At 40.7% G+C, this 24,496-nt stretch carries 16 protein-coding genes and 3 tRNA genes; 7 read left to right on the top strand and 12 right to left on the bottom strand.

Annotated elements, in window-relative coordinates; translation table 11 throughout:
• Positions 1 to 192: 192 nt before the first annotated feature.
• The 3 genes from PARA125_RS05275 to PARA125_RS05265 all read right to left on the bottom strand — a co-directional run bounded on the left by PARA125_RS05275 (position 193) and on the right by PARA125_RS05265 (position 3,174).
• On the bottom strand, positions 193 to 696 hold the full coding sequence (locus PARA125_RS05275) for a tetratricopeptide repeat protein (RefSeq protein ID WP_249274210.1): 504 nt from the start codon (positions 694 to 696) through the stop codon (positions 193 to 195).
• 507 nt (positions 697 to 1,203) lie between these two features.
• Positions 1,204 to 2,352, bottom strand: a complete 1,149-nt coding sequence (locus PARA125_RS05270) for a DUF3419 family protein (protein WP_213157683.1) — start codon at positions 2,350 to 2,352, stop codon at positions 1,204 to 1,206.
• 84 nt (positions 2,353 to 2,436) lie between these two features.
• Positions 2,437 to 3,174, bottom strand: a complete 738-nt coding sequence (locus PARA125_RS05265; protein WP_213157682.1) for a DUF8085 domain-containing protein — start codon at positions 3,172 to 3,174, stop codon at positions 2,437 to 2,439.
• 235 nt (positions 3,175 to 3,409) lie between these two features.
• Here PARA125_RS05265 and PARA125_RS05260 point away from each other — a divergent pair, with 235 nt between their 5' ends.
• Positions 3,410 to 4,261, top strand: a complete 852-nt coding sequence (locus PARA125_RS05260) for a hypothetical protein (RefSeq protein ID WP_349305681.1) — start codon at positions 3,410 to 3,412, stop codon at positions 4,259 to 4,261.
• Between the two features lie 15 nt (positions 4,262 to 4,276).
• A complete protein-coding gene (locus PARA125_RS05255) occupies positions 4,277 to 5,428 on the top strand; it encodes a hypothetical protein (protein ID WP_213157681.1) in 1,152 nt (383 codons plus the stop codon).
• A gap of 100 nt (positions 5,429 to 5,528) precedes the next feature.
• Here PARA125_RS05255 and PARA125_RS05250 read toward each other — a convergent pair.
• The 5 genes from PARA125_RS05250 to PARA125_RS05230 form a co-directional block, all read right to left on the bottom strand.
• Positions 5,529 to 5,601 (bottom strand) — tRNA-Met (locus PARA125_RS05250).
• 59 nt (positions 5,602 to 5,660) lie between these two features.
• Positions 5,661 to 5,733 (bottom strand) — tRNA-Met (locus PARA125_RS05245).
• A gap of 4 nt (positions 5,734 to 5,737) precedes the next feature.
• Positions 5,738 to 5,810, bottom strand: a tRNA-Met gene (locus tag PARA125_RS05240).
• A gap of 93 nt (positions 5,811 to 5,903) precedes the next feature.
• Complete coding sequence (locus PARA125_RS05235) at positions 5,904 to 7,196, bottom strand: 3-deoxy-D-manno-octulosonic acid transferase (RefSeq protein ID WP_213157680.1); 1,293 nt, start codon at positions 7,194 to 7,196, stop codon at positions 5,904 to 5,906.
• A complete protein-coding gene (locus tag PARA125_RS05230) occupies positions 7,193 to 9,448 on the bottom strand; it encodes a Tex family protein (protein WP_213157679.1) in 2,256 nt (751 codons plus the stop codon). The genes PARA125_RS05235 and PARA125_RS05230 overlap by 4 nt, the downstream gene beginning before the upstream one ends.
• 125 nt (positions 9,449 to 9,573) lie before the next feature.
• Between PARA125_RS05230 and PARA125_RS05225 the strand changes: the two genes are divergently transcribed.
• Positions 9,574 to 11,721 (top strand): mechanosensitive ion channel domain-containing protein, encoded by a 2,148-nt coding sequence (locus tag PARA125_RS05225; protein ID WP_213157678.1) that lies wholly within the window; start codon positions 9,574 to 9,576, stop codon positions 11,719 to 11,721.
• A 689-nt stretch (positions 11,722 to 12,410) separates the two neighbouring features.
• Here the strand turns inward: PARA125_RS05225 and PARA125_RS05220 are convergent.
• Together PARA125_RS05220 and PARA125_RS10155 are read right to left on the bottom strand one after the other, a co-directional pair.
• The gene (locus PARA125_RS05220) at positions 12,411 to 15,719 is read right to left on the bottom strand and encodes an ankyrin repeat domain-containing protein (RefSeq protein WP_213157677.1); all 3,309 of its coding nucleotides are present in this window, start codon (positions 15,717 to 15,719) and stop codon (positions 12,411 to 12,413) included.
• A gap of 395 nt (positions 15,720 to 16,114) precedes the next feature.
• Positions 16,115 to 16,333 carry a type IV secretion system DNA-binding domain-containing protein gene (locus tag PARA125_RS10155; protein ID WP_213157676.1) on the bottom strand — a complete coding sequence of 73 codons (219 nt, stop codon included), beginning with the start codon at positions 16,331 to 16,333 and terminating at the stop codon, positions 16,115 to 16,117.
• A 357-nt stretch (positions 16,334 to 16,690) separates the two neighbouring features.
• Between PARA125_RS10155 and PARA125_RS05210 the strand changes: the two genes are divergently transcribed.
• The 3 genes from PARA125_RS05210 (at position 16,691) to PARA125_RS05200 (ending at position 17,704) form a co-directional block, all read left to right on the top strand.
• Positions 16,691 to 17,002: a hypothetical protein gene (locus PARA125_RS05210; RefSeq protein WP_213157675.1), complete on the top strand. Its 312-nt coding sequence runs from the start codon at positions 16,691 to 16,693 to the stop codon at positions 17,000 to 17,002.
• The gene (locus PARA125_RS05205) at positions 16,980 to 17,258 is read left to right on the top strand and encodes a type II toxin-antitoxin system YafQ family toxin (RefSeq protein WP_213157674.1); all 279 of its coding nucleotides are present in this window, start codon (positions 16,980 to 16,982) and stop codon (positions 17,256 to 17,258) included. The genes PARA125_RS05210 and PARA125_RS05205 overlap by 23 nt, the downstream gene beginning before the upstream one ends.
• A gap of 143 nt (positions 17,259 to 17,401) precedes the next feature.
• The gene (locus tag PARA125_RS05200) at positions 17,402 to 17,704 is read left to right on the top strand and encodes a hypothetical protein (protein ID WP_213157673.1); all 303 of its coding nucleotides are present in this window, start codon (positions 17,402 to 17,404) and stop codon (positions 17,702 to 17,704) included.
• A 138-nt stretch (positions 17,705 to 17,842) separates the two neighbouring features.
• Here PARA125_RS05200 and PARA125_RS05195 read toward each other — a convergent pair whose 3' ends face one another.
• Both PARA125_RS05195 and PARA125_RS05190 read right to left on the bottom strand, forming a co-directional pair.
• Complete coding sequence (locus PARA125_RS05195) at positions 17,843 to 18,661, bottom strand: hypothetical protein (RefSeq protein WP_213157672.1); 819 nt, start codon at positions 18,659 to 18,661, stop codon at positions 17,843 to 17,845.
• A gap of 188 nt (positions 18,662 to 18,849) precedes the next feature.
• Complete coding sequence (locus PARA125_RS05190; protein WP_213157671.1) at positions 18,850 to 20,925, bottom strand: thioredoxin domain-containing protein; 2,076 nt, start codon at positions 20,923 to 20,925, stop codon at positions 18,850 to 18,852.
• A gap of 214 nt (positions 20,926 to 21,139) precedes the next feature.
• On the opposite strand from PARA125_RS05190, the gene PARA125_RS05185 reads away from it, so the two are divergent.
• A complete protein-coding gene (locus tag PARA125_RS05185; RefSeq protein ID WP_213157670.1) occupies positions 21,140 to 24,334 on the top strand; it encodes a coiled-coil domain-containing protein in 3,195 nt (1,064 codons plus the stop codon).
• Positions 24,335 to 24,496: the final 162 nt, after the last annotated feature.

The following is a 24,496-nucleotide window of genomic DNA, read 5'->3' as shown; positions in this document are numbered from 1 at the left end:
TCTGTTTCTCCTCGATAAAAATAAAATGAAACCTACTTTAACCTATTTCTATGCTTTCACGCTACGCTTGAATAAAAAGGTGAGCAGCTGAAAAAGGGTTGGATATGTTTTTACTTTGCTTTTTTCATGCAAAAGTTGATTGAAGCCATAAGCCATAATAGCGAGATGGCTTATGGCTAAAGCTAAGATAAATTACTTTTTCTTGCCCCGAGTTTTAGCGGCAGTCTGGGCTTTTGCCAGATAGATCTTTTCGCGTACACAGTAAGCAAATGCGCTCATAGGTTTAATTTCAATAGCCTTTTCAATATCTCTTAGGGCTGAATCGAGATCTTGCATGGCCAGATAGGCAATGGCCCTATCTATATAAGCACTCGCACAAGAGGGGCTTAACTTGATAACTTGATTAAAATCGCTTAAAGCTTCTGAATACTTTTTGTCAGAAAAGTAAATATTGGCGCGTAACTTATAGCCCCAAGGAGAATCAGGCCTTTGAGAAATCAAAGCATTGACTTCTTTTAAAGCTTGATCCGTGTAGCCTGCTTCTATACTCTTATGGAGCCTTTTTTTTAAAAGTTCATAATTCATTTCGGTTAATTCTTTTTGCGAGCTTTTTGCAGCCAGAGGACGGGCGCTAAGAGAGTTTGTTGAACCTAAGGCCAAAATCAGCATGAGTATAAGTCGAAAGTGAAGCTTCATCTTTTAAACCTCCATTATTTAGCAGTTATAAACTTTTTCATAATAGGCGCATTATAACTCATATTTAAACATTTAATTAAATATCAAGAATAATGTTTGATTTTAACTTACCGTTAAGAGAAAATTATGAAGTTTTATCCCTGCTAATTCTATTATTTGTAAGCTTTTATTCTTTACTAAAATAGCCATCTTGCACCCTGCTATTCTTCTAAATAAATGGATCGGGCTTTTGCTTATCCTTCCTCTGATTTGAGGGTAAAAATAAGCTCGCCAGGCTAGATAAGTGGGGTTTTTATCAAGAGTGGAGAAAAGGCCTCATTTTTGCTGCCAGTGAAAAATTTTCGCAAAAAATAAGGAGGAAGATCTAGTGGGATAACAAAAAGCTAGGAGCCAAAAAGAGAGAGTAAAGGCAAGCAAGACAATAAAAGAGAGACCGTGGAGCCCAAAAATGCATAATCCCTTGGGATCTGAAGCATACGCATGCATTTTTGGGTTGAGATAGGCAGGTTAGCTTGCAACCGCTTGCAGCTCTCCCGATTTAAGGCAATTAACCCTCTGAGCTTTTTCATTCGCCGGGACAAATATTTCGCCGACAAAAAAACGATAAACAAAAAATCCATCTTCACCTTCTAGCTTTTTCTCCAGATTTACGTCTCTTTGGAAATAAGGCCTGAGGTGTATAGGAACTTGATGGTTGGAAGAAAATTGCCGTATGCAAAAACGAGCTCCCGGTTTTGCCGTGCGATAAACGGCTTGCATAAGCTCATCAAAGCTTTGTTTAGACATATAAGAAGCTATGTCGGATAAAGAAAAAGCGTCAAAAGTTCGGTCTGGAACCTTTTTCAGATAACTGATCACATTTTCTGTTTTAATTTTGATTTTATTTAAGCGAGGTTTAATGCTTTCTGTTCCCGTCGCAGTCAAGTAAGGAGGATAAAACTCTTTTTTTAAAGCTCCCTGAAACATCAAGGAGACAAACGCATTTTCGCTTGCTAGGCACCCTTGCAAGCATTGCAGCATACGGTCGTAAATATAAGCCCCTACTTGGATGGTAGAATCCACGTGAGCAAATAAGCCGGGATCATTAAAAAAAATACGGGGGAAAATCGGATTTAGAGCAAAGATAAAAAGTTTTCTTAAAAAAGTTGTATCCCACTCAGTGCGCAAAAATGTTTTTTGCTCTTCCAGATTGGTGAACTCAAAAAGGCGCTTGATTTTTTTAGGCCTTAAACACCGAAATAGTCGGGAGACATGCCTAAAAATTCGCTCGATATGTCCTTGAAAAAGAACCCCTTTATCTAATAGAGAGGGTTGATGCATCCAAAAATGCGCAGCATCCTCATCCATGTATGGCAAAAGCGCATGGAGATAATCGGAAGAGCGATTTTCCATGCATCCTTCTAAAAAATCCAGATAATCTGAAAACTCAAATGCCTGCATGGCAGCGCATTTTAAACTTAAAAGATAATTCTGGATAGGGTTTGCATCTACAGCAATGAGCTTTTTACACTCATTTAAAAGTAGATGTAAAGGCCGGTCCCCACTCGCTGTAATACATAAAACTGTATCTTGTGGTTGAATGTTAAGGGCTTGCTGCTCTGTACGCCAATCTTCGTTCCCAAAGCTATAATTAAGTCTCTCAAAAAAATCAGGCATCCTTACTCCATTGGCTAAAAAGCATCGTTTGCAAATTTGAAGATCTCATTCCTTATGATTGATTAAGCGATATAGCGGTAAACTCTACATATTATATCGATTATCTCCCTGTGTGCCTGGTACGTTGGCAATTAGGACATTCACAAATTTTTCCCATTCTTGACTTTGAATAAGTGGAATAAGGAGATTGGGGTCTACATTTACCTGTTTGGCAAAGTCTTGAATAAACGGTTCACTTAAATTTTTGTTTCTGAATTCCTGGCTAAGACTTTTCTTTATCCCTTTTAAAAAGTCATCCCAAACCATCGTTTTTCCTTTTAAACTTGCAGCGCTTGTCTTTAGCTCATTATCCGAAAAAATACATTCCAGAAAGCGCAAGGGATGCACATGGTCAATCCGATCGCCGGCTTTTTTCAAAGCAGATTTATGTCCCCAAATTTCAAGGACATTATGAGCGGCTAAGGTTTTAACGATATAGCAAATATCCTCCCTTTCTTGCTGGGTTAGTCCCTTGTAGTAATTGCGCTGCATTTGTTTGCCTTTTGAAACTTTAGCTTTTACACCTTCTTGAGATAGGCAAACTTCAATGTTAAAATTTTTTTCGGCGGAAGGAGAAAGTTCGCTGTTTTCTTCCCCATCCTGCAAATCTAAATAAGCCCCGACTACCTCCATCAGCGATAGAAAATGGTCTTTTTCTTGAATCTGAATCACAGTCTTTTCACCCACTGCATTATCTAGCACCATTTCATGGGTAAAAGCTGACGAACTAAGTAGAGTTGTCACTGTGCTAGCCATTAATAAGGCAATTTTTTTGGCCTTCATTTTTATTTCCTTTATTTAAAAACGCACTTCACATAGCATTTTGGATATGTTTCCAATCTTTTCGGGAAGTACTTTTGCACCGGAATCTAGATAAAAAAAGATCTATAGTCCATTTGAGTATTGTGTTCAAGGTGATTTTAAAAAAAATATTCGCCGCCCCCTCTCTCTTCTCGAAAAGTTGACAACCTATACCTTCACAGGTATAACGAAAAAAATTACAATAAAAGTTAAGGGCGTGACTTTTATTGTGCAACCCCTAGGTTATATGAAGAGACATTATTTTGCAGTTTTTGCAATTTTTTCCACTTTATCTCTCCTTTTTATCAACTCCTTAACTCTAACTGCCGTAGAGCAGGAAGATGCTTGCTGGGAACCGCTCCCGCTTTTCCATAAATTTTCTTGCGGTCCCACCTTTTATCATGTGCATAGAACCCGCGAAGGAGGCACTAAGCAAACAGGTTGGATTTATGGGGCGCGGTTGAATTATGAACGGATCAAAAGATTTGGTTTTTACTGGGGTTTAGAGGGGCGGTTGGCAGCAGGAACTTTAACTGGGCATTCTGGCAATGGGCACAAGCTAAAATCCACTTTTATTGATAACAACGTGGAAGGCCGTTTTGGATATACCCTACAACAGAAGCGTGGGTGCCAACTTTCCTTTACACCTTACATGGGAATAGGCTACATTTGGGAAAAAAACGCCTATCGACGCCCCTCCCCCCTTCTTTTACATTTTCTCACACGCTATCCCTATTGTGCAATCGGTTTTTTATCGAATATGGAAGTCTTGGCAAACTTGGGGATAGGACTTAATTACAAAGCTTGGTTCATGTATAATGCTCATTGCAAAGTTTCTCACGATCCTGCCTTTGGATCCAGATCTCTCAAAATCCAAGATAAGACAAGCCATCGCGCAGAGCTTCCTATTACTTATCATTATAGCCCTCCCTGCGCCCATATGGATATCGCTTTAGTGCCTTTTTATGAGCTGCGCCATTATGGAAGGTACTTCAGTTTTCCCTTCTCATTTGCCGATACTAAAATAAAAAATTACGGAGTCCACTTGCAATTTATCTATCGACTTTAAAACTAAGGGAAGAGGATGAAACTTAAACAAAATTCTATCGAGATTTTTAATGCTAAAACCCTCGATCAGCTAATATGGCCTGCCACTCCTGATGGAGAGTATGCCCGCAAATTTTTGAGCCCTCTAGTTAAAAATGGGGTGACCCCTTACATTGACAATGTCGATGCCGAAATGCAGTTATTAAAAGTCAATGACCATATTTTGCCCCTTGTTATCGCGAAAGACACCTATTCCGGCTCGTATGTGTGTTCCCCTTATGGCCATTATATTTCTTACGCTAGCCAATCCTTGCATCTCATTGAAGGCAAATGGGTCCAATCGTTTGCGAAAAATGCCTTAAGTGGATTTGGCAAAATTTTAAAAGCGGGGAAAATCAATCAAGTGGTGTATGTCAATAATTGGCTATTTTCCACGGATTTATACCCCACTGAATTTACCCCCGAAGAAATTGACTTAATTTCGCACACTTTAAAAAACCTTTTCCCCTCACATGCCATTGCTTTTCGCTCCATCAATTCTTATACAAACGCCCTTTCATTAAAAGCCCTGAAAGATAACGACTTTGATATGATTGTAAGCAGGCAGGTTTTCTTAACGGACACTAAAAACGAGCAAGTTTTCAAAACGCGCATTTTTAAAAGCGATCTTAAACTATTGCGCGAAAGCGAATATGAAATTTTAAATGAAAACCAGTTGGCTGATGAAGAGTATGAGCGCGTTTTATATTTGTATAGCCAACTTTATATCGATAAATACTCCGATTTAAATCCCAAACTTAACCTTCATTTTTTGAAACATTTAATTAAGGAAAATTTAATGCACTTTCGGGTTTTAAAAAAAGAGGGAAAAATTGATGGGGTGGTGGGATATTATATGCGCAATGGATTGATGACCTCCCCTTTTTTCGGGTATGATGCGCAGCTCCCGACCTCTACAGGACTTTATCGGCTGCTTTCAACCATCCTTACCTTAGAAGCTAAGGAAAAAGGGTTAATCCTCCATCAAAGCTCTGGGGCTTCTTTTTATAAAAAGGTGCGTCGGGCGGAGAGCTATTTAGAATATATGGCCATTTATGCTCAGCACCTTCCTTACATGCGAAAACTCCCCTGGTTTTTACTGAAGCATACCATGAACTCCATCGCTATCCCTTTTATGGAAAAATATTAAAGCTTTTTGCCAGCTAGATGAAAACTTTAACCCAAACAGGCAAAGTGATGGATAAGGATGTCAACTTTTATGGGAAGACCGCTCTTGAAATTCAAAAGAATAGCGGGGGAAGGATTCGAACCTCCGACCTTTGGGTTATGAGCCCAACGAGCTAACCCCTGCTCCACCCCGCGATAATTAACAGCCGAAATGGCTAATAAATGGGTTAAATTAACATTTGACTTGAACGATTTAGCGGCAGCCGGACTTGAACCGACGACACATGGATTATGATTCCATTGCTCTACCGACTGAGCTATACCGCCGAAATAGCGGGGGAAGGATTCGAACCTCCGGCCTTTGGGTTATGAGCCCAACGAGCTAACCCCTGCTCCACCCCGCGATAACACGATCTAAACGATCAAGAAACAATACCATAACAAAAGAGCTTATTTTGTTTCAAGCGAAATAAAAAAAAATAAAAGAATGGCTTCTCTTAACGTTCAGAGGCTTTAAGTTGTTCTTGGAGGAGGTTAAATGTCATTTCGTGAGCCCCTTGCAACTCTAACATTAATCGAAATCCTTTTTCGCCCATATTTTGGCGTAAATCTGCCTGCCCTAATAGCCTTTCAACCGTCTGCGCGATAGTCTCTAAATTCACTTGAAGGCCAGCTCCCCGCTCAAGACAAAGGGCTTCAAATTCCCTTTGCGAATGCATATAAGGGCCAAATAAGACAGGCACCTTATAGTAGGAAGGCTCGAGGATATGATGCCCTCCTACCTTTTCTGTAAAACTTCCCGCTACGACCGCCAGGTGAGAGAGTTGATAGCACTTCAGTAAAACTCCCATGGCATCCACCAGCACCACCCTTGCACAGGGATTAAAGGAAGCCTGGCTATACCTTGCATAAGGAATTTCTAGCTGATGCAAAAGCTGCGCCACTTGCGGGCATCTTTCAGGATGCCGCGGGACAAGCAAAATTTTCAGCTTGGGAAACTTATGCAAAAGAGGCTGCAAACGCTCTAACACCTGTTGTTCTTCTGGCTCATGCGTGGATCCAAGCGTTAAGACCAGATCTTGGGCTGTAAGGCTTAGCTTGTTTCTCCATACGACCATCTCTTCTTCGGACAGGTAAGGCTGCATAGATCCACATTTTAAATTCCCTGTGACAGCTAATTTAGCTGTAGGGATATTTAAGGCGGAGAACCGATTTTGATATTGCCTATTTTGCACGCAAAACAAATCAAATAAGGAGAAAAGAGGAAAAGCCCTCAATCTTTGGTATCTTTTTAGAGAGCGCTCCGATAGCTTCCCATTGACTAAGGCAAGAAAGGCGCCCAATTGTTTAGCTTGGTGCAAAAAATTAAACCAAAAATCTGTTTCAGATACCACCATTATGTCGGGAGAAATTTTTTTTACAATCGGCCTAATGATCCAGCTAAAATCAAAAGGCAAATAAACATGATGATCGGCAAAAGGGAGGCTCCGCTTAGCCTCTTCGTGTCCCATTTCTGTAATAGAGGAAATCACTAAAATAGGATTGGAAAAGCGTTCTTTAAACAATTTCGCCAAACCGGCAATTGCTTTTGTCTCTCCCACTGAAACAGCATGCATCCAAATCACAGGCCGCTGTCCTTTTTGAATATGCGGGAAACCAAATCCCAGCCGTTTCCAAAAACTTTTGCGGTATTTTTGTTTAAAAACCACTTGGTAAAAAAGCCAAGGTAATGCAAGCACCCCGGCTATAGCTAGGGCGCATTCATATAATATGGCGTACCACTTTCTCATAAATTGGCAAATGGGTTGTTAGAGAATTTTTTAGATGCGGGTTTTAGAGCCTGCTTAGTTGGCTCCTTTCCTTTGTTTAAAGGAGGCTTGGATGAAGATCCCCCTTGTGAGCGTGCCGACAATGCAATCCGCTTGCGTTCTATATCTACACTTAAAACAGTCACTTTAATTCTATCTCCTGTTTTAACCACTTCGGAAGGATCTTTCACAAATTGGTCTGATAATTCAGAGATATGAATTAAGCCATCTTGATGAACCCCAATGTCTACAAAAGCGCCAAAGGCGGTGACATTCGTCACGATCCCTTCAAGCTGCATCTTTTCTTTTAAATCTTTCAATGTCAAAACATCTTCTCGAAATTTAACAGAGTCAAACGTGGCGCGAGGATCTCTACCCGGCTTTTTAAGCTCTTCGAGGATATCTCTCAAGGTAGGCAATCCCACCTGATCGGTCACATACCGGTTTAAATCGATCTGTTTAACCAAATTCCCATTTGCACACAGCGCATGCAAAGGAGTTTGTAAATCTTGGGCCATTTGCTCAACGAGCGAATAACGTTCTGGATGCACAGCAGAGGCATCTAGGGGATGTTCTCCTCCTCTTATCCGCAAAAAACCCGCCGCTTGTTCGAAAGTGCGAGGGCCTACGCCAGGCACAGATAAAAGCTGCTGCCGTTTTTTAAAAGCCCCAAATTGCTCTCGGTATTTCACAATTTTTGCAGCGACAGAGGCTCCAATGCCCGAAACGTAAGAAAGCAGCGAGGCACTGGCTGTATTGAGCTCTACCCCTACATGGTTTACGCAACTTTCCACCACTTGGCTAAGCTGATCGTGCAAAAGTTGTTGATACACGTCGTGCTGATATTGCCCTACGCCAATCGCTTTGGGATCAATTTTAACCAATTCCGCCAAGGGATCCTGCAATCTGCGCGCAATCGAAATAGCGCCTCGCACCGTTAAATCGAGGTCGGGAAATTCTTCACGAGCGACATCAGAGGCGCTATACACGCTCGCTCCCGCTTCACTTATAGAAACGACTAAAATAGAATGTTTATTATAGTCTGATAATACTTTTCGCACAAAGGTTTCCGTCTCCCTTCCACCCGTTCCGTTGCCAATCGCAATGGCAAAGGGGGTATATTTATCCACAAAAGCCATAAAATCACGGGCAGCTTTTTCGCTATCGCCTGTGAAAGGATAAATCGTCATATTTCCTAAGAATTTCCCAGTGGCATCAATTGTAGCGCATTTGCAGCCAGTTCTCATCCCCGGGTCGATCCCAAGCACGCAATGCTCTCCTAAAGGAGCGCTGAGCAAAAGATTGCGTAAATTCTCGGCAAAGATATGCACGGCGTCCCGATCCGATTTTACTTTCAACTCCACCCGCAAATCTGTTTCCACAGAAGGAACAAGCAGCCGTTTGTAACCATCTGCAATAGCCGCCTGGAGGTAAGGATGATAAGAAGAAGCGGGGTTTAGCCTGGCTAGGCGGCCAATTTCGCCTAACAAAGGGGCGGCTTCTACCTCCAGATAAAAGTCTAATATTCCCTCCCGCTCACCCCTTCTAATGGCAAGATAGCGGTGGGAAGGGATGTTGGCGATCTTCTCTTGATACTGGTAATACTGTTCATACTTCGTAGCTGTTTGATCTTTACCCTCAACCACCTGACAAACTAAGACCCCTTTTGTCGCAAATTCTTCCCTCACTAAAGCTCGAATGGTTGCTGTTTCGGCAATTTGTTCAGCCACAATATCTTGAGCACCTTGAAAAGCATCTTCTGCGGTTTCAACCCCTTTTTCACTGTTAATAAAAGAAGTAGCAAATTGCAGAGCTTCTTCTCCGATCGGTTGAGCTAGAATCTTTTCTGCTAAAGGTTCCAGCCCTTTTTCGCGAGCAATTGAGGCCCGCGTGCGCCTTTTAGGTTTATAAGGAAGATAGAGATCTTCTAATCCATTTTTGGTTTGGCATGCTAAAATTTGCGCTTTGAGGGTATCCGTTAATTTCCCTTGTTCCGAGATCGACTGAAGAATAGATTGCTTGCGCTCTTCTAGTTCTTTTAAATAATGGTATCGCTCCTGGATATCTCTGATCTGCACTTCGTCTAAATTTCCCGTGGCTTCTTTTCGATAGCGCGCAATAAAAGGCACCGTATTTCCAGCTTGCAGAAGTTCAATCACAGCGGCAATATGGCGGGCTGGAATTTGAAGTTCTTGGGTTAATTGTGTAATTGGATCAAAAATATATTGTAACATGAGGCTAATTCTCCTATTCTTGGGAAATAGAAAAGTATACGCGGAATGCTTTGTAATTTCAACCTTTCACAGCTTTTCTAATTAAATGGATAATTTAAATAAACAAATTTAAAAATGTAATGAGCATGCGTTTTTTTCTTCCTCTTTACTTGATTTTTTCCTTAGCCCTTGGGTCGCTAGCGGCAAATGATCCAGAGGCTTCTCCACGCACCGAAATTCTCGATCCAGCTAACCTTTCTTCTAAATGGTGGGATGACTTTGAGCGTGCAAACAATGCGCAGCCGAGTTATGGGGAAGATTTTTTTACCACCTTAAAAAAACAAATTGGCAATCTCTCCCCCGAAAATCAAGAAGAGGCTCAAAAATTACTGGAAAGCATTAAAAACCATTTCCAAAATCTAAAAGAGACGGCGGTAAAAGCAAAACCTACCGAAATTGCGGCTCCTATAGCGTCGACTTATTCCATCGATCGTTTAGTGGATATTCACCACGCCCTAAGAAAAAACCGCATAGAAATGAAAATCACAGAAGAAGATCGGGATCAAAAAACCCAACTGGTACAAAAAATTCAAGAAAAAGTCGACAAACTTGTGGTGAATTATGACAGGTCCTCCCCTTATTCTGAAGCTAAATTTCTGCAAGGCTTAGAATGGATAGCCGCCCGCATGGAATTAGAAGCTAACAAAAAAGACTTAGAAATTCTCAACCAAAATTATGAGACGGTCAAAACGGCTTTAGGCCTGCGCAAAAATGAAGAAGACTATGCCAAGCAGCATCTGGTGAGCAGCCATACCGAAGTCTCTAAATTTGAACACCAAATGTTAGCTGCTCAAAAAGAGTGGGAAGAAAAGAAGCAAATTTTAAGCACAAAAGATGCAAGCTTTATGACAGCTTCCTTGCTAAATTCTTGCAACCCCCCTGAAGTCAAAAAGCAGCTCAACATTTTACAAGGATTTAGCGCCGCCATTGAAGAGGCCGGGGCGCAGCTTCGCTATATTCAAACAGCCTTACTCCTCAATTTGTCCCAATTAGTGACCCACACTCCCGACGAAAATACACTCGCCACTTTCGACGAGGAAAGAAAAAAATGGAAAACCCTCTTAAATGACTATGAAAAAGTTTTCAGCGAATGGCGTAAACGCGCCGAGGGAATTACCCAACGAAATGAGCAAATTTTATGCTTAAAAGAGCCGGCTCCTGAAAACCATGGCGAGGATATGCGCCAGCTGCACGACCAGCTGGTGAATCTAGGGAAAAAAAACCTCCAGCAAATCTCCAATCTCGAAAGCGAACTATCCGATGCCTCTTTTTTATTGGAAAGTTTTGAAGAAAATGTCTCCCCGCTCCTGGCTTACCATCCCGAGTGGATTAAAGGCCTTTTTTCTTACTTAACTTCTACTTATAGCTCACTCGTGGATTCGATGGGGCATACCCTTTTTTATGTGGGAAATTATCCTGTCACGATTTTTTCTATTCTTCGCTTCATAACTATTTTATTTTTAACGTTTTGGATATCCAATTTGGTAGTGAGAGCTCTCACCACCTTAGGAGAGAAAAGACGGGGCGTGCAACAGTCAGTTCTTTATCGAGTCAATCGATTGATCTATTACCTCATTCTTTTAGTTGGAACCCTGGTTGCTTTTTCGTCGATTGGCTTTGATTTCTCCAATCTTTTGTTGGTTGCGGGAGCTCTCGGCGTGGGATTGGGATTTGGGTTGCAATCTATTTTTAACAACTTTGTTTCTGGCTTGATCATTTTATTTGAAAGCAATTTAAAAATTGGCGATGTGGTACAGCTTGAAAACGGCGTAATAGGAGAAGTGCGCGCCATCAATGTGCGCAGCACGATTTTACGCACAGGTGACGGCATCGAGGTATTGGTGCCCAATGCAGAGCTTGTCACCACTAAAGTGACCAATTGGACCTTAAGCGATCCTTTTAAACAACTCCACATCCCTTTTAGCGTAGCCTATGGAACGGACAAAGAGCGGGTAAGAGAGTTAATTACCGCCGCAGCCAAAAAAGAACCGATGACTCTTTTGAAAACAGGGATTCCAGAACCGGCTGTTTTTTTGACCGGTTTTGGAGAGTATGGCATGAAGCTGGAATTAGCCGTGTGGATTGACCAACGAGCTGCGCGTAAAAATATGTTTTCCACTTATCTCGAGATCATTGAGACTGTTTTGCGAGAGCATCATATTACCATGCCTTATCCGCAGCACGATGTGCGGATTCTATCTATGCCCGAATCCTTAAATGCAACAGAAGAATAAACGAGAGGGCTTTCGAAATTAAATTCTTCTAGTACACTCGCTTTATTTAGGTGTGCGAGATGCTATGAAATTGAAAATAATAAAACTTAGATGGCGAAAATTTCATGCTCTTAAGGCTATCCAAGCGATCTATATCCAATAAGTTGGTAGATATTTTAAATTAATCTATAAAAAGCAGAATTTTTAATAGCGGAAGGAAAAAGAAGCTCGGCCCGGAAAATGCACGACTTGTGGGCCCTAAAACACACGCGAGAATAAGGAGGGCAACAGAATAATCGCCAACTTTACCGTGAACGTGTGCTTAATGGAAATATTATCGGCAGTTTGAAGCAGTTCAAGTACATCTCCAACCGCTATAAAAACAGGTAGAAAAGGTAGAAAAAGAAAAGGAAAAATAAACTAATTTCATTAGTCGAGAAATGAGGGGAAAGATAAAATTTATCTATCGTTTAACTATATTTATACAGGATTATCTAAAAGACTTCTTATGACACCTCTTAGATAATCCGGTAGGCTCAGTCACACATGGCGAGCTTGCACTTTAGAAAGGGAGTGAAGGAATGTTTAACCTTTGCCTTTTGCCAATTTAACACTTTCCAACCGTTCCTATCAGATAGATTAATAAGCACTAGAATTTTTTCTATAAAAAGGTTTACTATTCCACTATTAGTGCAGTAAATAGATAAATGTCATGCAGTATTAGAGTGTTCGGATGTTTGTTTAGCAATTTCATCTTCTTCTCCTATCTCAGCAAGCAATCTAGCTGCCTCCGTATTGCCCGAGACTTTTGCAAGTTGCAAGGCTGTCCGACCGCGTTTATCAACCATGCCGTAAAGGCTTGGAAACTTTTTCTCAGTTACTAAAGCTTCAACTATTTCATTATAGCCTTTAAAAACAGCTATATGTAACGCAGTAGCACCAACTGCAAAGTTTTGCTTTGTGATTTGCTTTTCGCTCATTCTTCCAATAAGTAACCTAGCTGCCTCTGCGTGGCCGTTGTCTGCTGCAAAATGTAAAGCTGTGCAGCCTCGTTTATCAACCATACGGCAGAGTTTTTGGCACTTTTCCTCAGCCAGTAAAACTTTGACTATCTCAATATGTCCATTGTAAGCAGCCCCATGTAAGGCTGTGCTGTCATTTTTATCAACCATGCCATAGAGCTTTTGACTCTTTTCTTCTGCTAGTAAAACTTTGACTATTTCAGTATGGCCCTTGTAAGCTGCCTCGTGTAAGACAGTGGTACCAAGCTCAGATGCTTGTTTAGCGATTTCCTCTTCTGCCATTACCTCAATAAGCAACCTAACTACCTCTGCGTGACCATTGCAAGCAGCCCCATGCAAGGCTGTAAAGCCGCGTTTATCAACCATGCCATAGAGCTTTTGGCACTTTTCCTCTGCTAGTAAAACTTTGACTACCTCAGTACAGCCCTTGTAAGCTGCCTCGTGTAAGGCGGTAGTGCCATGTTCAGATGCTTGTTTAGCGATTTCCTCTTCTGCCATTATCTCAATAAGCAACCTAGCTACCTCTGCGTGGCCGTTACAAGCAGCCCCATGCAAGGCTGTACAACCATTTTTATCAACCATACCGTAGAGCTTTTGGCACTTTTCCTCTGCTAGTAAAACTTTGACTACCTCAGTACGGCCCTTGTAAGCTGCCTCGTGTAAGGCGGTAGTGCCATGTTCAGATGTTTGTTTAGCGATTTCCTCTTCTGCCATTATCTCAATAAGCAACCTAGCTACCTCTGCGTGGCCGTTACAAGCAGCCCCATGCAAGGCTGTACAACCATTTTTATCAACCATACCGTAGAGCTTTTGGCACTTTTCCTCTGCTAGTAAAACTTTGACTACCTCAGTACGGCCCTTGTAAGCTGCCTCGTGTAAGGCGGTAGTGCCATGTTCAGATGTTTGTTTAGCGATTTCTTCTTCTGCCATTATCTCAATAAGCAGCCTAGCTACCTCTGCGTGGCCGTTACAAGCTGCCCCATATAAAGCTGTACAACCATTTTTATCAACCATGCCATAGAGCTTTTGGCACTTTTCCTCTGCTATTAAGATTTTGACTATTTCAGTATGGCCCTTGTAAGCGGCCCCATGCAAGGCTGTACAACCATTTTTATCAACCATACCGTAGAGCTTTTGGCACTTTTCCTCTGCTAGTAAAACTTTGGCTACTTCAGTATGGCCTTCATAAGCAGCCTCATGTAAGGCGGTAGTGCCATATTCGAGCACCTGTTTGGCGATTTCCTCTTCTGTCATCACCTCAATAAGCAACCTAGCAGCTTCTGCATTGCCTTTGTTGGCAACCCAATGCAAGGCTGTACAGCCGCGTTTATCAACCATGCCGTAAATGTTTGGAAACCGTTTATTAGCTACTAAGGCCTCGATTATTCCAGTATGGCTATTACAAGCAGCCCCATGTAAGGCTGTAGTGCCATCTTCAAGCAGCTGCTTAGTGATTGCCTCTTCTGTCATTACCTCAATAAGCAACCTAGCTGCCTCCACATTGCCTTTAACGACTGCCCAGTGCAAAGCTGTTTGGCCGTATTTATCGACCATGTTATAAAGATCAGAAATCTTTCTCTTCACTAATTTTTTTAATATTTCATTATCCCCATGGTGAATAGCAAAATGCAATGCGGTAGTTTTGTGTTCAAATGTTGGTTTAACAATGTCTTCAGGAGACATTGCTTTAATAAGCAGATCAGCTGCTACTGCTTTACCTTTGGCTGCTGCCCAGTGCAAAGCTGTCTGGCCGTACTTATCTCTTAAACCAATTAATTTCTGATCTTTCTTATACGTATCTAGAAAATTTTTAACTTTCTCATTTTCCCCGTTATTAGCAGCTATATGCAATCCTGTGTGTCCTTCCTCATTTACAATAAATTTGGAAAAATCCTCTGTTTTATCTCCTTTACCAAGTGTTATTTTTAAGTTAGGGAACGCCTGCGCTTCAGCAAGTTCTCGGTTAAGCTCGTCAATTTTATCTTGAAGTTGATTAAGTTTATTAAATTTAGAAAACGAAATCCTGCCAATAATTTTTAAAGTTGGCTCGTTTCTTTCCAAAAGTTCATCCAGGCCCCTACCTAATTTTTCTCGTTCCTTATCCAAATCTTCTAAATCTTGTAACGTTTGAATTTCTAATGACTTTATATATTCTTTATTATCCTTTAATAATTTTAGGGCGCGTTCTTTTTCTTCTGAATTTGAGCTTTGTAACTCTCTTAAAGATATAGCATTAGCTTTCCCTAATGTCTCTTCATTAACCGCACTTTGATTGGACAAAATGTTGATGCTAGTTTGTATTTTCTTAAGGTCTGCTTCCAAGGTGAATCCATTGAACCCCAATTCTAAGTGAGATTCATTTAGCTTAAATGCAATTTTAAGGGCAATGTCAATGCAATCTCTAAATTTATCGGGCTCAGTTCCTATTAAAGGACAAGCAAGATTTGAAGCGTAAAACTTTCCTTTATTAGGTCGGTTTATTTCTATCTGAACGCCCCGGAACTCACCTTCTAAAATGCGTTCAAAATCTTGGGTAAAACTTGAATTAGTGGGGTCGATCAGCAAGAAAGAATTTTCTTTTTTTTTCCATAGGCAAATGGTGTGAGTAGATGGTTTCCCACTGTCGTTTTTAATTTTATCGTTTTCTCTAACAAAAGTATCTACAAGCACCACATTGGCTGGAAAGCTTTTCCGTTCAGTTTTTAAAAAAGCCTCGCTAGAAGGTTTTTTGGATAATTCTTTAAAGGCAGCTTCAAATAAATCTTTTTCAATTGGGTGCAATGTCCCGCTTTTAAGAGCTTGACCAATCAAATTTTTTGCTAGATCATTTATTACGAAGCGCTTTACGGCAAGATTTTCATCTAATTGGTATTCTCTCACTTCTGGAGCCAAATTTTTGCGCGCTATTCGGGGTGATAAAGAACTTGATTCTGTTGCGTCTACCTCTCCCGCATGATAAAAATCTCTTCTGTCATATCCGCCTACGTCTAACATCATACCCTTATTCCTTGTGTTACCCCGTTCCTACTCGCTAATGCGGTATTCCCTATCTATTTGTTTTTTTGCGTCCATTTTGGAAAAATTTTATAACACTATATATAATTTAACAAAATTCAGGTCAACCCTTCGTTGATAGGAGAGCAGAATTGGATCCTTAAGTTATTCACTCTAAGCAATTAGGACGAAAGGAAAAGGAATAGGCAGCTTCTTTGAACTTTAGTACCAACCGTTTACTTGGATCAGCGACTTTAACAAGGGCAATGCAGCTTACTGTAATTTCGAAAAGTTCTATGCCGCGCATCTGCCGCAAGTTCCATTGTGGTTTTCTCTCAAATGAACCCATAAACTTCTGTGCCGCTGACTCTCTCGGCTATAAAGTTTCCTAGAAAGCTCTAAAAGCGGCTTGCAGGTTGAATTCTTCCCGAAAAGCAAATGAAACACTTGGAAAACATTCGGTAATTTCTGCAACCGTAAGGATGCCATTTCAGCCCTCTTTCATCGAAAGGATTGAGGATGATGTCTCGACCCTCTTTGTAAAATCTTTTGATGAATGCCCCTGTAGTGTCCACTATTAGAGCTTTTTGTCCATTATCTCTTATATTTTGCAGCAAAGGATCTCTCAAAAAGAGGCTTTGAGAGACTAAGCGAATAGCTTCCTCGTCTAAATTTTGACGCTCCTGAGGACATCAATTTTAATAAGTTCCCGATCTATCGCTTTCTCCAAGCTCGATCACCTTAGCATTTCTTGACCTATCGAGAGTTTTGCATTAGGTTTGAACATCCCCTGATCGCCTATTTTAGTAATCAAGCCTCTAGCGCTGGAATATCAGGCACGAGGAATAAAAACATAAATCTAGTTTTCTTAACTGAATTGATTTATGAGAGTTTATCACTAAATTGAGTAAATTGAGTATTTGCATAAATTGAATTTTTATGTTATCATGAAAATGTAGTGAAAAGGAGGAGATATGTCTATACCAAAACAATCAAAAAAATCCCCTAATGCAGAAGTGAGGATAAGCCTGGTTTGCTCAGCTGAACAAAGAAAAAAAATTCGCATGCTAGCAGCTCAAGAAGATAAAAGCATGAATGAATTTTTGCTTTCCTTAGTAGAAGAAAAAGAAAAACGTTGCCCACTTTGTGAAACTTATGGACCAAATGAACTTACCATTAAAACAATGAAAGAGAGTGACAAAGGAGAGAATCTAGAGCGTTATAAAAATAATGATGAGTTTTGGGAAGCAATGGGACTAGACAATGTTGACACCGATAAACACTAAGCAATTTAAAAAAGATCTTAAAAAATACGAGCATAAAAAAGAAGTCTTGAAAGAACTAAAAATAGTGATGATGTATATCTTAAAAGAAGAACCTTTACCAGTAATTTATAAAGATCACACCTTAACAGGAAATTGGATGGGCAGAAGGGAATGTCATGTTAAGAACGACGTCTTATTAATCTATAAAATTTTTCCAGAGAGCAGGGAAGCCTTGTTTGAAAGGATAGGATCTCATTCTGAACTCTTAAAAATGTAAAGAAGAATCTGTCAATTTTTCAGGGTAAATCATTCCAGTCATGTGTTAAGCCTAGCTATCTCCATTTTTAGAAACGTCCCGGGCTATTAAAAATAACATTTTAAATAAAGCTTCATCTGTGGGAAATTGAAGGAAAAAAAACCATGAAAAATACCGTTCGACTAAATTTCGAGTTCCCTAGGGAGCATTATCCCTTTCTCAAGATGCTTTGCGCCAAGAAAGGACAATCCTTGAAAAATTTTGCTTCTGAGCTGCTTATTCGGGAGGTCGAAGAATACGAAGACCATCAACTAGCCAAAAAGGCTGATGTACGCCTAGGCGAAATGAAAGATAGCGACCTGATCGACTTCAACGGACGCCACGCAACTGGCCGGATGGGACGAAGCCAAATAAATACTCCGATAGACAATCGTTTGTCAGGTCAAGTATTGTCTAGGACAACTTAAGGGAGATCATTCAAAGATAGATCCCCTGCCATTAAAAACATCAAAGGAGCCTTAGCTCCTTTGATGATAAAACCCTTTTCTATAATGCAAAGGAACAACCTTGCACACAAGAATTGGATAGGTTGGCTGGTCTGCCGTTTAAGCGGTCTTTTTTGTCTGTAGACTAATTAGCTGGCTATATCGTTGGCCTCTTTCCATTACAGAGTTAGTTTCTTCTTGGTCAGCTGCAGATTTCTCTTTCTTCACATTTATAAGCTTTTCTTGAAGGTCTGATAAACGAGAGTCAAGAACCTCTACCTCGCCCTTTAAACCCTCTATTTCTGGGGAGTCCCCCTTCTCCTGTTCAAGTTTATTTAGAGCCTCTCGCTTTTCTTGGATACTTGTTTCTGTAGCGCTAATTTGATCCGTTAGGGTGCTGATTGCTTCTTCTTTCGCTCTTAGTTGGGCTTCAACCTTTTTTACATTCTCCCAAGCTTCTGCGTATTTATCTTGAGCGTCTTTTACTTCGTCAGAATGAGAAATGTTATCTAAAAGATCCATCGTGCGGCGATAGATGGCTTTAATTTCATCTACCCTCTTCTGCCTTTTTGTAAACGCGGGGTCAACCTTAATTTCTCCACCTTCGGCTATTTCGGTGATGCGTAAAACCCTTGTTAAAATATTTCCCATCTCTCTTTTAAATTGAGAATTCCAGGAATGCCCTGCATGAGGAATTTGAACAGGGTTATTTTCAATTAAAGCATGAAGCTTTGCTGCTGTCTTTTTATAGCCCCATGAAGAAGTGGAATCAAAGCAAAAAATATAGCGCAACCATTCAATGAAGCAATTACCCGGTTTTCTTACATTCAAGCGAGTGGAAACGGTCCAGGTCGGATTATCAGTGAGTGTTTGGTTGGCTTTCTCAATAAGATCGGTTAAAGGTACCTTTGAATCTAATTTCAGAGTGGAAACGCCCATAAAAAATTTCTCCTTATTTATCGTGTCTTCAGCGCTGCATAGGCTACCAAGAGGAAAGAAATGACCCCTGTCCCTTGCAAATGACTCGCTTATTTCAAGGCAGCATGTTAGCAAAGTTTTGGACTGAGCACAAGAAAATTTGTGTGAGCTGCCCAAAATACGGGTTAAAATAAATTTTTAAATATAGATTAAAGCTTGCCAATTGCTTTAAGCATCTCCGATAGGTTGACAAGTGGATAATCACATTGCTTACCATAGCAGATATAAAGAGTTGTTTGATCATGGAGAGGAACTTGCTCTTTTACAAACGGTAAAAGATTAAACAGCAATTCATCGTCAGGATACCTCCAAATAACCGCTTTATGAGGAATGAAATGCTGGTAAAGATTTTGGCACAATTCTTGAAAATGGGCGTGTTGGCTATTTAAGGCGATGGTAATGGTGGGCAACCGATCTTTAGCATAATATTTATGAAGGTTCATCAGGTGATAGCAATAGCCTGGAGGATAATGCTCCATCAATTTCCTGGCCCCCCGTAAAATATCGCTAGCATTTTTTAGGTAGCTATACTCATGAGTCAATTGATAAAAGCGGAGCAAGTTTTCGCATTGAATGGCATTCCCGGAGGGCTCTGCTCCATCTGAAAATTGACATTTCCTGATGATCAAGGAAGAATCCTGTCCGTTAGTCTGATAATACGCTCCATTTTCGCTTTTGAATTGCAACTCAAGAATCTCGTTAAGTTCAAGCGCCCATTGCAGCCATTCTGTACCGCAACCCGTTTCAAATAAGGTCAATAAGGCGCGAATCAAAAATGCATACTCATCTAGCCCTGCGGCAAACATCGCTTCATTATCTCGCCATCGGCGCAGCAATCCTTGTTCGTTCCACAATTTAGCTTTGATAAATTTAGCACTATTTTGTGCAGCTGCCAAAAACCGCTTATCGCCAAATGCACAACCTGCTTCGGCCATAGCATGAATCATTAAACCATTCCATGCAGTCAAAATTTTATCATCTTTAAAAGGATGAGCCCTCTTTTCCCTCGCTTTCCAAAGAATATGCTTTTGTTCAGCAAACAAGAGATCAAGCTGCTGCGCATCCCCCTCTACCTTTTTAGCAAATTCCCCTAGGCTAAGAGGCGTGTGCAAAATGTTTCGCCCCTCAAAATTTCCTTCAGGAGTAACGTCAAAATAATCGATGAAAAGTTTACTCTCATTCCCTCCTAACAACGCTTCTATTTCTTCTAAGGTCCATGTATAAAAGCGCCCCTCATGCCCTTCAGAATCCGCATCTTCGGCAGAATAAAATCCTCCTTGAAAGTGAGTCATATCTCGCAAAATATAGTGTAAGATTTCTTCGCCTATTTTTTTATATTGCCTATTTTGGGTGGCTTGCCACGCTTCGAGATAGCAGCTAGCTAAAAGAGCATTATCGTAAAGCATTTTTTCAAAATGGGGAATTTGCCAGGCTTCATCCACGCTATAGCGAGAAAATCCTCCTCCTAAATGGTCATAAATTCCTCCCCTCTGCATCATTTCTAAAGTGCGCTCAACCAGAAATAAGGAACGGCTATCCTTTTTTTCGATGGAATAACGAAGTAAAAAAACGAATTGATAGGCAATCGGGAATTTGGGAGCCCCTTTCATTCCTCCGTGGATAGGATCGGCCAACTTAATGAGCATCTCCACTGTTTTTTCAATGATTTCTAGGGGTGGAAGCCATTCGCCGCTGGTATGCACGTGCTGTTCAAAAATTTCCACAATTTTTTCTGACTGAACCAAAATCCGTTCCCGTTCTTCTCCATGCCATGCCTCATGAATACGCTGGACTAACTCCATTAGTCCTATAAGTCCATGGTTGTTTATGGGCGGCAAGTAAGTTGCCGCGAAAAAAGGGTGTAAATCTGGGGTTAAGATAACATTGAGAGGCCAGCCTGCTGCTCCAGACATCATGCTTTGGGCAAATTCCATGTATAAGCTATCAATTTCAGGCAACTCCTCCCGGTCTACCTTAATATTAATAAACGCTTTATTTAAAGCCCGCGCAACTTCCACATTTTCAAAAGACTCTTGCTCCATGACATGGCACCAATGGCAAGTCGCATAGCCAATGGATAAAAAAATGGGCTTATCAGTTTCCTTGGCTGCCAAAAAAGCTTCATTTCCCCAAGGGTACCAGTCCACAGGATTGTGGGCATGCTGTAAAAGGTAAGGAGATTTTTGATGGATGAGTCTATTTGTATAACGCTGATGCTCAGCCATGAATATTCCTTTTTTGTCCTCGGTAGCCCATTTTTTTAAGCTAGCATTTGGCCAGATCCTACTGTTTTTTTATAAATTTTTCAATGGCTTTCCTTTCCAAACTTAAAACCTTGCTTAAGTTTTATGTTGAGTTTTTAATCGCCGAGAGATTATGGATTATCCTTGCAAATCTTGCTTCAATTACTAATCACGTATGAATTGGTGGAAAAAAACGATGAAAATAAATTCTAACCCTTCGGAAGACTCTGAAAACCCTGCAACTCAATCAAGTCGCTTCTCGGAACCCCCTTCTTATTCTCCTAAAAAAAAACAAAGGAAAACAGCCATTGGTTTAAGCGTGGCGACTTGCCTGCTAATGGGGATTATTGGATTTGAAATCATTCGAGACGGTAAAACCAATTCAGACCATCTCACCCCTTCCGATTTGTACATTCCTTCTCAAACTGCCATTTTAACAGCCGCAGAAAAAGAAAAATTAACAAAACAAACCTTAGTGATTCAACAGCTGCAGCAAGAAACGCAGGATGACAAGCATTTAATTAAAAATCTAAGTGAGGAAGTGCAAAACCTTTCCTACGAATTGTTGCACGCAAAAGTGGATTTATTCGGATACCAGCTTAATCCCGAGCAACAGGCTAAAATTGAAGCTTTGCAAGCACAAATTCAAGAGGCGCGCCAAAATCAAAAAGAGCTTGAAAATTCTTTACAAAACAAACATCAGGTGATCGCCAGCCTGCAGCAAGATCTGGAAAATTCAAAAAAAATGGTGGAAGAAAAAAATAAGGAAATCCTCGCCCTCCACCAGGTTCATGAAGCGTTGAATACGCGCCTAGCCGCAGAAAATTTCCCCTCCTCAAAACAGCCGGATGAATTAGGGCCACCCGATAGTAAACTTGCTAAGCTTGAAGATGCTCATGAAAAACTTGAATTTCTTGATAAAGAACTTGGCGCGCGCGAGCTCGCTTTGAAAACCATCCAAGAAGAATACGATCAGCTTCTCCATTTACACTCTCTTGCCCAGGCCGAAAATGAGAAAACGATTCACTTATTGCAAATGGAAATCCAAGCTTTGCACTCTCCTAGCGAAGGGCAATCAGAACTCGTAGCGGCTTTAATTAACCCCAAAAGTCAAGAGCTTGCAGAGCTTGTGGATGAAAAAAATGAATACGATCCAATGATCCTGGCTCAAAAGCAAGAAATCGAAAATTTCAAGGCGTTAGAGCTTTCCCTGCAAGAAAATATCGAAAAGGAACGCGCCCATTCCCAAAGCTTAGCTAATGAATTAGCTGCCACCCTTTTCAAATTAGAAAACCTAGAAAAAGAACAGGCAAATTATGTGCATCTTGCTGAAGCTTTACAAAAAGCCGAAGAAAACATTGAGCAATTAAAGGCAACGATTCAAGCTGAAAAAACGGCTTTTAAGGACTTGCAAGAGGATTATCAAGCTCAAATAGCTTCAAACGAAATGTTTAACCATTCCTCTCTAAAAAGTATGGATGAACGTGAGCAGCTAACTTCTTTGCTAGCTGAAAAACAGAGCGCGATAGAAAATATGGAGCAAGAAGTTGCCTTGCTGCACGAGAAATACCAAGCCTTGCAAGACAACTACTTAACCGCCTTAGACGCCCATGAAAGCACTAAAGCCGATTATGCTGCTCAATTGGAAATAGCCTTTGCGCAACAAAAAGAAAAAGAGCTCGCCTCCCATCAGTTGGAAAAAGATGCAGAATCTTTAACAGCTACCATACAGGGAAAAGAAACAGATCTCGCTCGTATCGAACAAGAATTACAGCTTTTACATGGCCAATATCAAGAATTAAATACGCAGTATTTATTAGCCGTAGCTCAACAAGAGAGTGCGCAAGCACAGCTATCCACTCAAACTGAGAGCGCTTTAGCCCTGCAAAAAGAAAAAGAGACTGAAGCCTTGCTCTTGCAAGAAAAAGTCGAGCATCTAGCCTCTTTAGTGCAAGAAAAAGAAATCCTCAATCGCCAACTTGAACAAGAAATCTTGCAGTTTAAAGAGTCGCTTGCACACCAAGAGACTTCTCAAAAAGAGCTTGGGCAACAAATGGAACAAACTTTAGTGCGCCAGAAAGAACACGAGGAAGAAGCAAAACGGTTGCAGGAAGAATTCCAAAATTTGACTTCTATTTTACAAAATAAAGAGCAAGAAATCCAAACTTTACAAGCCCAAAATGAAGACCTTCAAAATAACCTTCAGGGGCAAATTTCCAACCAGAAAGCTTTGCAACTAGATCTGAGTAAGCAAATTGAAAACAGTTTAGCTTTGCAAAAAGAACAAGAAGAACAAGCAACGGCTTTGAAAGCGGAGCTCCAAGCAACTGCGCTCTCTCTTGCAGAGAAGGAATTACACGCTTTCAATACGGCACAAGAGATCTTATTACTACAGGAAAAATACCAAGAATTACAGAATGATTACCTCTTAACACGCTCTCAGCAAGAAAATTTGCTGCAAGAGCTAACAAATCAAATTGAAAAGGCAAATGGCTTATATAAGGGAAAAGAGCAAGAAGCCCTCTTATTAGAAGAAAAACTTACCTCTTTAACATCTGAATTTCAAAATAAAGAAACCCTTATCACGCTTCTTGAGCAAGAAAGGAATCAACTCAAAGAAGCTTATCAAGAGATCATGGTTGCTCAAGAGCACTCTAAGCAAGCCCTTGCAAACGCTATGGCTTTGCAAAACGAGAAAGAAAAAGAAGTCATTTTGCTGCAGGAAGAAGTGGAGGAACTGACCTCTTTACTCCAAGCAAAAGAAGCCCCCCTTCAAGATAAAGAGAAAGAAGGAGAAGAGCATCTCTTGCAGGATGAAATCCAACGGCTTTCCTCTTTGTTAAAAGAGAACGAGACTTACCTCGGTAACATGGAGCAAGAAGTTCAACTTTTACAAGACAAGCACCGAGAGCTACTGAGCGGCTTTCATACAAACTTGGCTAATCAGGAAGAGCGCGAGCAAGAATTGCACGCTTTAGAAAGTGAGCTTAAGCTTCTTTCATCGGCTCTACAAGGAAAAGAAACGCACATTACCCGGGTCGAGGATGAGATTCAACTTTTGCAAGATAAACATCGGGAACTCCAAAACAATTACTTACTTGCCTTAACTATTCATGAGCATAAAGAGCTTGAGAAACAACAACAGGCCGCTGCTTTGCAAAAAGACTTTGAACATCTCACGGCGTTGTTGCAGGAACGGGATCTGAAAATAGCTTCCATGGAGCACAGCTATCAAACCTTAGTTTCGCAAAAAGAAAGCGAAGCTCTTTCTTTGCAGCAAAAAATTGAGCAAATCGAACGGGAATTTTCCGCAAAAAAACAAGAGCAGACTGATTTGATTAACCAGCTTGAAAATAGCCATACGGAAATCATAGCTTCCGATGAAGGTTAGGCTTAACGCGATCTACCGTACCTTCTTAGTTGAAGGTATGGTTTCTCTCCTCCCCATTCCCCTCAAACAAAAAATAAAAATGCGTTATAATTTAAAACGGTTTAAGATGGATTTTTGTTCCTATTATTTCTCAACTTCTTTAAAAATAAATCAGGAACAAAT

Source organism: Parachlamydia sp. AcF125 (assembly GCF_018342475.1).
In the GTDB taxonomy this organism is placed as follows: domain Bacteria; phylum Chlamydiota; class Chlamydiia; order Chlamydiales; family Parachlamydiaceae; genus Parachlamydia.
This window is presented reverse-complemented; position numbering and strand designations above follow the sequence as displayed.